Source organism: Campylobacter sp. GTC17093 (assembly GCF_055397635.1).
In genome coordinates this window covers 181,539-195,386 of sequence record NZ_AP038832.1, presented here as the reverse complement: position 1 = coordinate 195,386, position 13,848 = coordinate 181,539, and the positions used below count along the sequence as shown (strand labels likewise).

16 protein-coding genes are annotated in these 13,848 nt (G+C 29.6%); 13 read left to right on the top strand and 3 right to left on the bottom strand.

Annotated elements, in window-relative coordinates; genetic code table 11:
* Window positions 1–3: 3 nt before the first annotated feature.
* From ACZ5VL_RS00975 to ACZ5VL_RS00960, 4 genes are read left to right on the top strand one after another with little or no spacing between them, the layout of a single operon-like run.
* The gene (locus ACZ5VL_RS00975; RefSeq protein WP_464199112.1) at window positions 4–570 is read left to right on the top strand and encodes a 4Fe-4S dicluster domain-containing protein; all 567 of its coding nucleotides are present in this window, start codon (window positions 4–6) and stop codon (window positions 568–570) included.
* Window positions 563–1,534 (top strand): NrfD/PsrC family molybdoenzyme membrane anchor subunit, encoded by a 972-nt coding sequence (gene nrfD, locus ACZ5VL_RS00970; protein WP_464199110.1) that lies wholly within the window; start codon window positions 563–565, stop codon window positions 1,532–1,534. The genes ACZ5VL_RS00975 and nrfD overlap by 8 nt, the downstream gene beginning before the upstream one ends.
* Before the next feature lies 1 nt (window position 1,535).
* On the top strand, window positions 1,536–2,195 hold the full coding sequence (locus ACZ5VL_RS00965; RefSeq protein ID WP_464200216.1) for a response regulator transcription factor: 660 nt from the start codon (window positions 1,536–1,538) through the stop codon (window positions 2,193–2,195).
* Window positions 2,188–3,318, top strand: coding sequence for a sensor histidine kinase (locus tag ACZ5VL_RS00960; protein ID WP_464199108.1), 1,131 nt, complete (start codon window positions 2,188–2,190; stop codon window positions 3,316–3,318). The genes ACZ5VL_RS00965 and ACZ5VL_RS00960 overlap by 8 nt, the downstream gene beginning before the upstream one ends.
* Before the next feature lie 107 nt (window positions 3,319–3,425).
* Here ACZ5VL_RS00960 and ACZ5VL_RS00955 read toward each other — a convergent pair whose 3' ends face one another.
* On the bottom strand, window positions 3,426–4,178 hold the full coding sequence (locus ACZ5VL_RS00955; RefSeq protein ID WP_464199107.1) for a cache domain-containing protein: 753 nt from the start codon (window positions 4,176–4,178) through the stop codon (window positions 3,426–3,428).
* Window positions 4,162–4,542: an HIT family protein gene (locus ACZ5VL_RS00950; protein ID WP_464199106.1), complete on the bottom strand. Its 381-nt coding sequence runs from the start codon at window positions 4,540–4,542 to the stop codon at window positions 4,162–4,164. Before ACZ5VL_RS00950 ends, ACZ5VL_RS00955 begins: the two co-directional genes overlap by 17 nt.
* A gap of 185 nt (window positions 4,543–4,727) precedes the next feature.
* On the opposite strand from ACZ5VL_RS00950, the gene rpsB reads away from it, so the two are divergent.
* Genes rpsB through argS form a run of 8 tightly spaced genes read left to right on the top strand, consistent with a single transcriptional unit; the run spans window position 4,728 to window position 11,793 of the window.
* Window positions 4,728–5,519 (top strand): 30S ribosomal protein S2, encoded by a 792-nt coding sequence (gene rpsB, locus ACZ5VL_RS00945; protein WP_464199104.1) that lies wholly within the window; start codon window positions 4,728–4,730, stop codon window positions 5,517–5,519.
* Window positions 5,519–6,577 carry a translation elongation factor Ts gene (gene tsf, locus ACZ5VL_RS00940; RefSeq protein ID WP_464199102.1) on the top strand — a complete coding sequence of 353 codons (1,059 nt, stop codon included), beginning with the start codon at window positions 5,519–5,521 and terminating at the stop codon, window positions 6,575–6,577. The genes rpsB and tsf overlap by 1 nt, the downstream gene beginning before the upstream one ends.
* A gap of 2 nt (window positions 6,578–6,579) precedes the next feature.
* Window positions 6,580–7,224 carry an ABC transporter ATP-binding protein gene (locus tag ACZ5VL_RS00935; protein WP_464199100.1) on the top strand — a complete coding sequence of 215 codons (645 nt, stop codon included), beginning with the start codon at window positions 6,580–6,582 and terminating at the stop codon, window positions 7,222–7,224.
* Window positions 7,215–7,988 carry a flagellar biosynthetic protein FliR gene (gene fliR / locus ACZ5VL_RS00930; RefSeq protein WP_464199099.1) on the top strand — a complete coding sequence of 258 codons (774 nt, stop codon included), beginning with the start codon at window positions 7,215–7,217 and terminating at the stop codon, window positions 7,986–7,988. The genes ACZ5VL_RS00935 and fliR overlap by 10 nt, the downstream gene beginning before the upstream one ends.
* Before the next feature lie 58 nt (window positions 7,989–8,046).
* A complete protein-coding gene (locus ACZ5VL_RS00925) occupies window positions 8,047–9,345 on the top strand; it encodes a hypothetical protein (RefSeq protein ID WP_464199097.1) in 1,299 nt (432 codons plus the stop codon).
* A 1-nt stretch (window position 9,346) separates the two neighbouring features.
* Complete coding sequence (gene gmk, locus ACZ5VL_RS00920) at window positions 9,347–9,958, top strand: guanylate kinase (RefSeq protein WP_464199095.1); 612 nt, start codon at window positions 9,347–9,349, stop codon at window positions 9,956–9,958.
* Window positions 9,959–9,987: 29 nt separating this feature from the next.
* Window positions 9,988–10,182, top strand: coding sequence for a twin-arginine translocase TatA/TatE family subunit (gene tatA / locus ACZ5VL_RS00915; protein WP_464199093.1), 195 nt, complete (start codon window positions 9,988–9,990; stop codon window positions 10,180–10,182).
* A gap of 15 nt (window positions 10,183–10,197) precedes the next feature.
* On the top strand, window positions 10,198–11,793 hold the full coding sequence (argS, locus tag ACZ5VL_RS00910) for an arginine--tRNA ligase (protein ID WP_464199091.1): 1,596 nt from the start codon (window positions 10,198–10,200) through the stop codon (window positions 11,791–11,793).
* Here argS and ACZ5VL_RS00905 read toward each other — a convergent pair.
* Complete coding sequence (locus ACZ5VL_RS00905) at window positions 11,790–12,653, bottom strand: LysR substrate-binding domain-containing protein (RefSeq protein WP_464199089.1); 864 nt, start codon at window positions 12,651–12,653, stop codon at window positions 11,790–11,792. The two genes, argS and ACZ5VL_RS00905, sit on opposite strands and share 4 nt — an antisense overlap.
* Before the next feature lie 105 nt (window positions 12,654–12,758).
* On the opposite strand from ACZ5VL_RS00905, the gene ACZ5VL_RS00900 reads away from it, so the two are divergent.
* Complete coding sequence (locus ACZ5VL_RS00900; RefSeq protein WP_464199087.1) at window positions 12,759–13,814, top strand: YeiH family protein; 1,056 nt, start codon at window positions 12,759–12,761, stop codon at window positions 13,812–13,814.
* The last annotated feature ends 34 nt before the right edge of the window (window positions 13,815–13,848 follow it).

The window sequence follows — 13,848 nt, the reverse complement described above, 5'->3', positions numbered from 1 at the left end:
AAAATGAAAAAATATGTAATGATACACGATGAAAATTTATGCATAGGATGCCAAGCTTGCTCTGTTGCATGTAGAAATGAAAACCATGTAAGTGATGGAGTTTATAGACTTCAAGTACATGCGAACATGAAAGGAACCTTTCCAAATTTGCAAATAAATTTTGAAAGACAAAGTTGTGTTATGTGCGAAGAAAGTCCTTGCGTGGATGTATGTCCAACTAGAGCTAGCTTTAAAACAGAAGATGGCATAACTTTAGTTGATCCAAGAACTTGCGTAAGCTGTAAATACTGCGTTTTAGCATGTCCTTATGATGCAAGATTTGTAGATCCTGTTACTAAAGTTATAGGCAAATGCACATTTTTTTATGAAAGTAGATTGGCTGCAGGGCTTGATCCAGCCTGTGTGACAGTTTGTCCTACAAATGCTTTAATATTTGGAGATGCAAATGATAAAAATAGTGCAGTTAGTAAAGCTTTGGCAACTAATAGCGTGATATATCCTAAGGCTCATAAAGGAACAAAGCCATCTTTAGGATACATAAAAAATAGAAGAGGGGGATATCATGAATAATATGTGGGGAGATATGGCGCAATATGACGCTATTTACTGGCCATGGCCGATTGCTGTATATCTATTTTTAGCTGGACTTAGTGCAGGTTGTACTATCATTGCGCTTCTTGTAAAATGGAACAAACACGCAGATAACACTTCATCTATTTGGGATGCTATGGTAAAAGCCGGAGCTATAACGGCACCTATTGCTATTATTGCTGGACTATTACTACTTATATTTGATCTTGGTAAGCCACTTAGCTTTTATTGGTTGCTCATAACATATAATTTTGGTTCTGTTATGAGTCTTGGTGTTTTATTTTTACTAATTTATACACCACTTAGCGTTCTTTTTGCATTTATTATATTTGAGGATAATATAGAAAAAAGTAGCACTTTATCTGTATTTAGCTTTATTCCAAGAATAATTAGAAGTTTTGCAAGTATATCAAAATTTGTAGAGTATATTTTGTTAATACTGGCAATTTGTGTAGGAATGTATACAGGGTTTTTGCTTAGTGCTATTGGCAAAATTCCATTATGGAATACCCCTATTTTACCTATTTTATTCTTAGTTTCTGGATTTTCAAGTGGAATTGCAGCAAACATACTTATTGGGATGGCATTTTTTAAAGGTTCATTAAACAAAGATAGCATAAAATATCTTTTAGTTTTAGATTTACGTGCTATACTTTTTGAGTTACCTTTGCTTTTCATTTTGTTTGTAGGTATGAAATTTGAAGGTGGACAGAGTGCAGTTGCTGCTTCACAAGCGCTTAGTCATGGATTTTATGGAAATTTATTTTGGATAGTTGTTGTTGGAATTGGACTTTTAACACCTATCATCATAGCTGTTACTGCGCTTAAAAACCACGCGTATAAACCAGGTTTTATAGTGTTAAACTCACTTGTCGTTCTAATTGGTGTGGTTGCGCTAAGGTATTATATAGTGTATGCGGGACAACTTTTTACAGGAGTATGATATAAAGATATTACTGCTTGAGGATAATTATGCTTATAGAATCAGTATCAAGGAGTATTTATGTTCTCTTGGTTATGAGGTTGATGAAGCGAGTGATGGGCTTGAAGCGTGCGATAAGATAGCTGCTTCAAGCTATCATCTTTTAATCCTAGATATAAAAGTTCCAGAAATTTCTGGGCATGAAGTTATAAAATACGCAAAAAACCTAAATTTACAAACTCCTATAATGATAATGACATCTCTAACTAGTATAGAAGATTTAAGCTATGGATATGAACTTGGTTGTAATGAGTATCTAAAAAAGCCATTTGAGCTTGAAGAGCTTAAGTTTAGAGTAAATGAACTTATGAGAAAGTATTACAATAAAGATAATAAAAATATCATCAAACTTTCAAATGGCTATGAATATGATACTGTTTTAAAAACCATAAAATATCAAAATAAAGATATAGTTTTAACAAACAAAGAGATACTTATAATGGAGTATTTGCTAAGTAAAATTGGCTCTTTTACATCTATAAGCGAGATGATAGATGAAATTTGGGAAGATAAAAGCGTAGATAGTGCAGATATAAGAGTTCATATTAGTAAAATTAGACAAAAAACTTATGAAGATTTTATAATCTCTTCAAGGGGATTTGGATACAAAATAAATGCTTAAAAAAGCAAATATACCGATAATAACTACTATTAGTATAATAATTTTGTTTATATTTCAAGGTATTCAAATAATAAATTTAAGCTCAAAAAATGATGAAAATACAGATATCTTAAATTTAGTATACAAAAGTAGAGAGATAATAAGTGATATTAAAAATATTCAAAACAAAAGCACGTTGATATATGAGTTTGCAATATATGACAAAGACGAAAATGTCTTATATTCAAAACTCTCAAATAAACCTAAAAGTAAAGATTTTCAAATTTTAAAAAGTGATGGTTATTTGTATTATAAGACATCATTTATAACACAAGGTGATGTTTTATTTTTAATAGTTGCTAAAAAAATAAACTACTCAAAATTTATTTTTATAACTACCTTAATGGCAATGCTTACTGTAATTGTAGTATTTGCTTTGGCTTATGTAAGTTATATAAGTGTTGTAAAACCTTATCAAGAGCAAAGAAAAGTCATGAGTATGTTTTTTAATGATGCTATGCATGAGCTAAAAACTCCTCTTGGAATAGCTAGTATAAATTTAGAAATGCTAGGCTATAAAGATAAACATACACACCGCATAAAATCAGCCTTAAAAGAGATGAAAGTTACCTATGAGGATGTTGAGTTTTTCATTAAAAATTCACATACAAATTTCCCAAAAATTAAGATAGATTTTTCTAATTTTATACATGAGAGGATTAAATTTTTAAGTACCATTGCAAATGTAAAAAATATAGAAATCATTTCAAATATAGAGTCAAATTTAGATATTTTTATGAGCGAGGCTGAGGCAATAAGACTAGTTGATAATAACTTATCAAATGCCATAAAGTATTCTAAAGAACATAACAAGATTATAGTAAATTTAACCAAAAAAGATGAAGATTATATGATTTTTAGCGTTGAAGATTTTGGGCGTGGTATAAAAGATACAAATGAAATTTGGAAACGATATATAAGGGAAGATTTATCTCAAGGTGGTTTTGGTTTAGGATTAAATATAATTTTATCAATATGTAAAAAATATGGAATTTTTTACAATGTAAACTCTGTTTATGGAAAAGGAAGTATATTTAGTTATGAAATGCAACTTTATAAGGAAAAGTTTTTAGATAAAATTTAATTTAGTAATGTGTTGAGTTTAGATATACCGTTTTCTATTTTATTCTTATTTAAATGAAGTACGATAAAGCCGATTTTATTGTTTTTGATATCGTGAAGCTCGATTTTTTAAAAGTAGTTTGAGCCTATGTTTATAAAGTCTTGATTTTCAAAATCAAATTTTTTAAGAGTAGGTAATACATCTAAATTTGCACCACTTTCATTTAAAATGGCGTAGTTTTTTATGCGTATATCTTTTTTTTCAAAGCATTCCAAGAAATATCTTTGTTCTACCAATACAAATATATTATAACCTTTTATTTTTGCAATGGCTCCTAAGTGATCAAAATCAAGCATAACTTCTAAGCTTCCTAAAAATTTACCATTATTTAAAACAGGAGATATTCCTCTTATAAAAACTCCACACCTTCCTGCTTCAATGCCATAAGATGATTTTTTTGAGTTCTTCATCTCCAAAAGAGTATGTCTGAAACTAGTTAAATCATCTCCAAATTTATCATAATTCCAGCTTCTTACTAGGCTTTTTAGCTCATTTGTGTGAACATGAAGCATAATATTTTGATAAAGCGGAATCTTATTTAGAATATTAATATAATTGTTTAATGTGTTGCTACAAAAATTTCTATCTTTTGTTATAAGACAATTTTTTATATCTTCATTTTGCGAAAGAAGTAAAGAAAGTGTCATTGCGTTTATATTATCTTCTTTTATGGTTGTTAGTAAAATCTCAGAATTTATATCAAAATATTGCTTTATGGCTAGCTCTTCTTCACTTATTTTAAATTTATAATAGCATATTCCAATTGTAAAAATAAATATAACAGATATTATAATTGAAAAAGTTTTAAGAGTTTGCTTCAAAGCATTCCTTTAAATTTGATTTTAACACGGTGCAAAAATCATCAAAATTTGGTAAGTTTAATTTGCCTTCTCTTTGTTTTTTACCCCACATACATTCAGGAAAGTAACTATCGTTTTTAAATCTAGCCATTACATGTATGTGTACTTTTGGAACATAGTTAGCAAAACTAGCCATGTTGATTTTATCTGGATTATAAAATTTAAGCATGGTTTTTTCAACACAAAGCGATGCTTTAAAAATGGCATTTCTGGTAGCTTCATCGCAATCACTAAGCTCTTTGTATTCTTTTTTTGTAAAAATTTTTACCCATGGAATTTCACTAATTTCTTGCTTTAAATATATTAGTTTATTTTCATAAATCACTCTTGCCAACCTTGCAAATTTTTAGATTGATTATACTATAAATTTATAAATATTTAATCTTAAATTTGGTAGAATCGGAGTCTCATTTCACACACATCCATTCCTAAATTTGGTTGCAAGTAGACTTGTTAAGGGGTGTGGAGGAAAAACTAAATTTCGCGATTTTTCGCACAAGGAGACAACTTATGGTTACAATGAGAGATTTACTAGAGTGTGGTGTTCACTTCGGCCACCAAACTAGAAGATGGAATCCAAAGATGAAAAAATTCATTTTTGGCGAGAGAAAAGGTATCTATATTATAGATCTACAAAAAACTATCAGATATTTCAGATATACATACAATATCGTTAGAGATGCAGCAGCTGAGGGTAAAACTATCCTTTTTGTTGGAACAAAAAAACAATCAGGTTTAGCTGTTAAAGAATATGCTGAAAAATGTGGTATGCCTTATGTAAATCATAGATGGCTTGGCGGTATGATGACAAACTTTGATACAATTCGCCAATCAATTAGAAAACTAGATGTTATAGAAAAAATGGAAGAAGATGGTTCAATCAACCTTCTTACAAAAAAAGAAGCTCTAATGCTACGCCGTAAAAAAGAGAAATTAATCGATACATTGGGTGGTATTAGAAATATGAAAACTCTTCCTGATATGTTCTTTGTTATTGATACTGTAAAAGAAAAAATAGCAGTTACAGAAGCAAATAGACTTGGTATACCAGTTGTTGCTCCAATAGACACAAATTGTGATCCAGATGTTGTTGATTATCCAATTCCAGGAAACGATGATGCGATACGCTCTATACAATTATTTTGCGCAGAGTTTGCAGAGGCAATAAACGAAGGTAAAGCTTTAAGAGATCAAGATGAAGTAGTTGAAAATGCTGAAAAACCTATAACAAAAGAAGAACAAGATGAAGTTCTTGATGAAGCTATGAGTGAAGAGGATTTTGAAGAAGCGGAGGAAGAATAATGGAAATAAGCTCAGCGATGGTAAAAGAGCTCCGAGAAAGCACTGGAGCTGGAATGATGGAGTGTAAAAAAGCACTTGTTGAAACTAATGGCGATATGGAAAAAGCAGTTGATTATCTAAGAGAAAAAGGTCTTGGAAAAGCAGCTAAAAAAGCTGATAGACTAGCCAGCGAAGGTCTTGTTAGTGTAGTTATAAATAATGAGCTTACAAAAGCAACAGTTGTTGAGGTAAATTCAGAAACTGACTTTGTTGCTAAAAATGCACAATTTATTTCACTTGTAGAAAATACAGCAAAACACATACAAGATAAATCTATAAAAACAGTAGATGAGCTAAATAATAGCACTATAAACGGTGTTAAATTTGACGAAAATCTAAAGACTCAAATTGCAACAATAGGTGAAAATATTGTTGTTAGAAGATTTGCTACAGTTGAACAAAAAGATGGCGTTGTAAATGGTTATATACATTCAAATAACAGAGTAGCCGTTATCATAAGTGCAACTTGTGAAGGCGCTGATAAGAAAAAAGTTGCTGAGTTTTTAAGACAGCTTTGTATGCATGCAGCTGCTATGAAACCACAAGTTATAAGCTATAAAGATTTAGAGCTTGATTTTGTTGAAAAAGAATTTATTGCTCTAAAAGCTGAACTTGAAAAAGATAATGAAGAACTAACTAGACTTGGCAAACCACTTCATCATATCCCACAATTTGCAAGCAGATTGCAACTAAATGATACAGTTATTACAAAAGCAAAAGATGATATCAAAGCTGAGTTAAAAGCTGAAGGTAAACCTGAAAAAATTTGGGATCATATAATTCCAGGTAAAATAGATAGATTTATAGCTGATAACACTATCTTGGATCAAAGACTTACTTTGCTTGGACAATTCTTTGTAATGGATGATAAAAAGACAATTGAGCAAGTTATAGAAGAAAAAAGTAAAGAGTTTGGTGCAAAAATCACTATAACAAATTATGTTAGATTTGAAGTTGGTGAAGGCTTGGAGAAAAAAAGTGAAGATTTTGCAGCTGAGGTTGCAGCTCAAATAGGCTAAATATGGAACTCTTAAGAGCGGAGAAATTAACTTGTGAATACGATTACCCGCTCTTTGAAGATGTAAGCTTAAATTTACAAGAGTGTGATACCATGGCTATACTAGGTGTTAGTGGCTGTGGTAAGTCTACTCTTTTACACTCATTATCTACTCTTTTAAAGCCAAAAATTGGCGAAGTATTTTATAAAAATAGATCTATTTATGCATTAAATGACAAGCAAAAACTTGATATAAGGCGAAATGATTTTGGTATAATATTTCAATCACATTATCTTTTTAAAGGTTTTAGTGCTTTAGAAAATATCGAACTAGCTACTGTTTTAGCTGATAAAAAACTAGATAAGAAATTGTTTGAAAAACTTAAAATTTCAAATGTTTTAAAGCAAAAAGCAACAGAGCTAAGTGGAGGGCAACAACAAAGAGTGAGCATTGCTAGAGTTTTAAATAAAGAGCCTAAAATAATCTTTGCTGATGAGCCAACTGGCAATTTAGATAAAGTAACATCTAAAGAGGTTATGGATGTTTTATTTGACTATGTAAAAGAAAAAAGTGGCGGACTTATCCTGGTTACTCATGATGAAGATTTAGCTTCAAAATGTTCACAAATTTATCGTCTTGAAAACAGACAACTACGAAAATGGAGATAGTAAATTTTATATCTAACCAAAACACACTGACATTCATGCTTCTTTTTGTTAGAATGAGTGCACTATTTTTATTTTTTCCATTTTTTTCTCATGCACAAATTCCTTTTGTTGTTAAGACTTCGCTTGCTATGCTTTTTACATTGCTATTTTTTCCTATGGCAAAAATAGCAGGATATAATGATAATTATATGAATTATCTTGTTATAGAAATACTTAGTGAGGCACTTTTTGGACTTTGTGCTGGAACTATTTTGTATCTTATATTTGCAGCATTACAACTTGCAGGTGAACAGATTGCTTTTGTTATGGGGCTTACAATGGCAAGTGTTATTGATCCTCAAAGTGGTATAAATACGCCAATTATGTCAAATATCTTAAATTTTATGGCTCTTATTTTGTTCTTACTTTTAGATTGTCATCATGTTGTGCTACTATTTTTTGCTAACTCGCTTGATTTTATTCCGCTTGGTGGCTTTTATCCAAATCCAGAGCTTATAACATATATATCAAAGAGTGTTATAAATCTCTTTATGTTTGGGTTTATCATAGCATTTCCAGTACTTGCATTTTCTCTTATGGCTGATTTTATATTTGGAATGCTTATGAAAACTATGCCACAATTCAATCTTTTGGTTGTTGGATATCCTATAAAAATTTGTATGGCTTATGTTGTGTTAATAGCGATTCTTGGTATAATTATGGAAGTTTTTAAAAGACTTCTTTTATTGGGTATAAATAATTTACCAAATTTATTTTTTAGCTAAGCAATTAATAATCAAATTTATCATAAAATAGTATAGTTGGTTTTCAAAGGAGAAATTTATGAAAGTTGTTTTATTAAATAATAATCCTGCGGTTTCAAGACTTATTGGCCTAAGTGTCAATAAATTAGGATATGAGTTTTTAGAAGTTACATCTAAGGATGAGATATTATCTAAGCCAGATATCTTGGTAGTAGATAGTGAAGTAGATGGTTTTGATTCTAACCTAAAAACGTTTGCAAATTACACTATATTTTTGGTACCTAAAAACTCACAAAATAGGCCTGAGGGTGGAATAATCCTAGAAAAACCGTTTTTGCCAACAAAGTTTATTGAGATTATTGAGTCTTTTTCAAGTGCTTCTTTTGCTGATTTTAGTACAAAAGATGATGAAGATCTCAAATTTAATGATTTTGATGATGTTATGAATGATGTAAAACTTGCTACTGATATACAACCACAAGAAGATATTAAAAATATAAGCGATGATGAAGAGCTAGATTTTGATGATAAAATGAATGAAATATCAGATGAAGAAAATATAGAAGAATTAAAAGATGAAGAAGATTTGTCGAAAGATCATTTGGGTGAAGAAAGTTTAGAAGAGAGCAAAACTGTAGAAGAATTTGAAGAAAATTTAGAAAAAGAAATTTCTGATATAGATGCCAAAGATGTTGATGATATAGACGAGCTTGCTAGTATTATAGATGAGATTGATAACATGGGAGATGATAATTCTACTTACAATATAGATGATTTAAAGCAAGATGAGGATAAAGATTTAGCAGATCAATTAAATACCAGTGATGATTTTGAACAAAAGCTCGAAGAAGTTTTGGGTTCTGATGATGAAGAATTAAATGATGCACAAGAAGAAGAAATTACAATAGATGATGATTTGGATTTAAAAGAAGACTTCAATAGTGATGATGGAGATTTAAAAGAAGATGTTTCTGATGATATTATAGAGAATGATAAGAGTTTAAATGAGGTATTGGACGAAATTATAGAGGAACAACATGATAAAGACTGTGAAATTCTTGATGATAATATTCATGATGATATCTCAGATCAAACAGATATGCCAAAGGATATTTTAGAAGAAGATAATAAGAATATAAATAATATAGATGAAATAAGCGAAAAAGCTATGAAAATAGCTCTTAACGAAGAGGTTCTAGATAATTTTGGTACAGATATAAATATTCACGATAAGCTTGATATAAAAGATAATACTATAAAGGAAAACATTGCTCATAAAATTAGTGAAGAAATTAATTCTACACTAAATCAAAGTAGCATTAGAGAAGCATTAAAAAATATGAAAATAAATATAAATATAACCTTTGAGGATAAGTAATTTGGCTGGACAAATTTTAGTTATTTCTGGTCCTAGTGGTAGTGGTAAAAGCACTCTTTTGGATAGGCTTTTAAAAGATGAAGATGGAATTTATTTTTCTATATCATCTACAACAAGAGATATTAGAGCTGGCGAAGAAGAGGGAGTAAATTATTATTATATATCTCAAGATGAGTTTAAAGAGGGTATAGAAAAGGGTGAATTTTTGGAGTGGGCAAAGGTTCATAAAAATTATTATGGAACCTCTCTAAAGCCAGTTAAAGAGGCATTAGAGCAAGACAAAATAGTTATTTTTGATATAGATGTCCAAGGATTTAAAATAGTTATGTCTAAATTTAAAGAAGTAACAACATCTGTTTTTATAACTACAAAAGATCAAAAAGAGCTTAAAAAAAGACTTCAAAACAGAGATACGGATAGCGATGAGATAATAGAACAGAGAATTTTCAATGCCGTAGGTGAGATGGAACATATTTTGGAATATGATTATTTTTTTGTAAATGATAATTTAGAGCAGTCATATCAAAATTTGCGCTCTATTTTAAATTGTATGCGTATAAAAAGTTCTAACATAAATTTGCGCGAAAGCATAAATAATTGGATAGAATCTTAATAAATTAAATTTAAATTAAAGGGTAAAAAATGGGATTTTCTAGTATAAGTCATTGGATTATAGTTTTAATTATTATAGTTTTGCTTTTTGGTGCAAAAAAGATTCCAGAGCTTGCAAAGGGTGTTGGTAAGGGTATTAAAACATTCAAAAAAGAGCTAGAAGATGAAGATGATGCGTCCAAAAATAAAGAAAAAGATGAACTAGTAGAAGATAAAAAAGCATAACAAATAGGAAAATTTTTGAAAAACATTGTTTTAAATGAGATAAAAAATATTTTAGGGTTTGATGTTGTTTTGGAAAAACCTAAAGATAAAAATTTAGCGCATTACGCAAGTCCTGTAGCTTTTTCTCTTGCTAAAGAGATGAAAAAATCTCCTAAAATGATAGCTGAAGAGTTGGTGGGTAAATTTGATAAAAGTGACATCTTTAGTGAAATTAAGGCCGTAAATGGATATCTAAATTTTAAATTATCAAATAGTTTTCTAAATTCACTTGTTGTAAATGCTTTAAAACATTATGATAATTTTGCAAAAAGTGATAAAAAAGATGAAAAAATTCTTTTAGAGTATATTAGTGCAAATCCAACAGGACCGCTTCATATAGGTCATGTTAGAGGTGCAGTTTATGGGGACACTCTTTATAGAATCGGTACTCATATAGGTTATGATATTACAACGGAATATTATATAAATGATGCAGGAAATCAGATAGATTTGCTTGGAACTTCTATCATTTTGTTTGCAAAAGATGAACTTTTCCATGAAAATGTGATTTATCCTGAGAAGTTTTATAGAGGGGATTATATAAAAGACCTTGCTTTAATGGCAAATGAGCTTTTTGGAAAAGAGATTTTCTATGATGAAAAAAACTTTGAAAAACTCTGTTTATGGGCAAAAGACGAAGTTTTAAAAATTATCAAAAAAGATTTAAATGATATAAACATCACAATAGAAAACTGGGCAAGCGAAAGAAGCTATTATGATAAACTCGCTTCTACTATACAAAAGCTTGAAAAAACAGGTAGTATGTATGAAAAAGATAGCAAGGTTTGGATAAAATCTAGCTCTCTTGGCGATGAGATGGATAGAGTTGTTATAAGAGAGGATGGGCGCCCTACATATCTTGCTGGTGATATTGTGTATCATAATGATAAATTTGAACGTGGTTTTGATAAATGTATAAACATTTGGGGAGCTGATCATCATGGATATATAAAAAGAATGGAATCCGCCATACATTTTTTAGGTTATGATGAGAAGAAATTAGAAGTTATTTTGATGCAAATGGTTAGCTTATTAAAAGATTTAAAGCCTTATAAAATGAGCAAAAGATCTGGTAATGTGGTGCTTATGAGTGAAGTTACAGAAGAGATTGGTTCTGATGCTTTAAGATTCATTTTTGTTAGCAAGAAAAATGATACACAACTTGAGTTTGACATTGAGGATATTAAAAAGCAAGATAGTTCAAATCCGATTTTTTATATAAACTATGCGCACGCTAGAATAAATCAAGTTTTTGCCAAAGCAAATAAGAGTATAAATGATGTTATCAATGCAGATTTATCAAATTTAAGCGAAGAAGCCAAAAATTTGCTTTTTGAAGCACTTCTTTTGAATGAAGTTTTGGAAGATACTTTTAGTTCAAGGCAAATGCAAAAACTTAGCGATTATTTATATTCCTTGTCGTCACATTTTCACAAGTTCTATAATGATAACAGAATTATAGGAAGTGGAAATGAAGATATGCTGTTAAAGCTTTGCGGGATTGTGGCTCTTTGTATAAAAACCGGACTTTCGTTAATGGGCATTAAAGCAAAAGAAAAAATGGAACATTAATTTTTATGAATTTTATTTAAACTCTTACAGAGTTTATTACTAAATTCTAAAAAGATATCATTTTTTTCTTTTTCTTTTCTATATATCAAATTTAGCGTTCTTATAAATTTGATATTTTTTATCTTAACTTCATATATACCATTTTTAGCTTCATTTTTTAATATAAATTTGGGAATGCAGCTAAAAATTCTTTCATTTCTAATAAGCTCTATTATGGCTTTTGTATTATTTATTTGAGTTATTGTGTTTAAATTCACATTTGATGGAAGATTTGATAAAAATGTATCTTTTAATCCAGAGCCATTTTCTCTTAATATCCATTTCTCATCACATAATTCATCTATATAAATTTCTTTTTTGCTAAAGTTTTTATCTCCGCTCACTACCACTAATTCGTCATCGCAAATTTTTTTTGTTATTAAAGATGTGTCATATTTGAGACTTTCTATAATTCCAATGTCACAAATATTGTTTAAAATATTTTTGATAATACTCTCACTATTTGTGATTTTTAGATTAATTTTTGCTATTTGTGTAAGGTCTAAAAGCGCTTTTGGAAGTAAATACATACCGATATTTTGACTGGAATGAAGATTTATTTTTATTTGATTGCCATGTTTTGTCATATTTTTGATATTTTGCAATTCTAAAACCAAAGGCATTGTTTTTTCGTAAAAAAGCCTTCCATTTTCATTGACAAGTAAGTTTTTTCCAACTCTATCAAACAGAACTGTTTTTAATGAGGTTTCTAAATCTTTTATAGAAAGACTTAAGGTAGATTGTGATATTCCTATATTTTTAGCTGATTTTGTGATGCTTGATGTTTTGCAAACTTCAAAAAAATATTCTAATTGTTTCAATGTCATTGCATAATCCATTAATTTTTTCAATGATTTTATAATAAAAAATCTAATTATCCAATTAAAAATTATTTTGTTATAATCACAATTTTTCAAAGGATAAATATGCGCACATATGGTAATAAAACTGATTTTAAAAATTACTCACCTTACAAGAGAATATTTAAAAAAAGAAAATACATAGCTTATATATTGCTTATAGTTTTAACACTTTGTTCTTTTGGATTATCAAAGATAAAACCATTTTCTACTATTGGTTTAAGTCCGCTTATTATAGCAATTATTCTTGGTGCATTTTTTGGAAATATTGCTAAAAATCTTACCTACTTGCTTTTGGAAACACAAGCGATTGCATTTAGTACAAAACAAGTCTTAAGGCTTGGAATTATTTTGTATGGCTTTAGAATAACGATTCATGATATAATATATGTTGGTACCAAAGGCGTGGTCTTAGCAGCTTGTGTTGTATTTCTAACATTTTTTATAGGATATTTTGTTGGTAGAATGCTAAAACTAGATAAAAAACTGTCAGCTCTCATATCTTCTGGTAGCTCTATATGTGGTGCAGCTGCAGTATTAGCAACACAGAGTGTTATAAAAGCTAAAAGCGAGCATGTTGCGGTTGCAATTTGTACGGTTGTGGTGTTTGGAACTATAGGAATGTTTTCTTATCCTATGCTATTTAAAATGGGTCTATTTGATTTAGATAGTGGACATATGGGTATTTTGATGGGCGCAACATTGCACGAGGTTGCTCATGCAGTTGCAGCTGGTGCTGCAGTTGGTGGGGATGCTGCCAACAACTCTGTTATCATTAAAATGCTTAGAGTATTAATGCTGGTACCATTTTTAATAATGATAGGTTTTTTATCATTTAATGAACATAAAGAAAAAAGAAATTTAAGAGCTTCTGTGCCGTATTTTGCTTTATGGTTTTTAGTTGCCATAGGTGTTGGTTCGCTTAGTTTTTTCCCTAAATTTACACTACCTTATATAGAGTTAATCGATACATTTTTGCTTAGTATGGCTATGTGTGCCCTTGGTTTTACCATAAGAAAAGACGTGCTTAAAAATGCTGGATTTAGACCTTTTTTACAAGCTATAATCATAGCAGTTTGGCTTTTTGTATTTGGATATTTAACGGTAAAATATTTAATATAAATAAAAATATATATAGTATTTAATTAATCATAGG

Bases quoted from the DNA above. Each gene is read 5' to 3' on its own strand.
- ACZ5VL_RS00975 (WP_464199112.1), top strand. From the start codon at position 4: ATGAAAAAATATGTAATGATACACGATGAAAATTTATGCATAGGATGC.
- nrfD (WP_464199110.1), top strand. From the start codon at position 563: ATGAATAATATGTGGGGAGATATGGCGCAATATGACGCTATTTACTGG.
- ACZ5VL_RS00960 (WP_464199108.1), top strand. From the start codon at position 2,188: ATGCTTAAAAAAGCAAATATACCGATAATAACTACTATTAGTATAATA.
- rpsB (WP_464199104.1), top strand. From the start codon at position 4,728: ATGGTTACAATGAGAGATTTACTAGAGTGTGGTGTTCACTTCGGCCAC.
- tsf (WP_464199102.1), top strand. From the start codon at position 5,519: ATGGAAATAAGCTCAGCGATGGTAAAAGAGCTCCGAGAAAGCACTGGA.
- ACZ5VL_RS00935 (WP_464199100.1), top strand. From the start codon at position 6,580: ATGGAACTCTTAAGAGCGGAGAAATTAACTTGTGAATACGATTACCCG.
- fliR (WP_464199099.1), top strand. From the start codon at position 7,215: ATGGAGATAGTAAATTTTATATCTAACCAAAACACACTGACATTCATG.
- ACZ5VL_RS00925 (WP_464199097.1), top strand. From the start codon at position 8,047: ATGAAAGTTGTTTTATTAAATAATAATCCTGCGGTTTCAAGACTTATT.
- tatA (WP_464199093.1), top strand. From the start codon at position 9,988: ATGGGATTTTCTAGTATAAGTCATTGGATTATAGTTTTAATTATTATA.
- ACZ5VL_RS00900 (WP_464199087.1), top strand. From the start codon at position 12,759: ATGCGCACATATGGTAATAAAACTGATTTTAAAAATTACTCACCTTAC.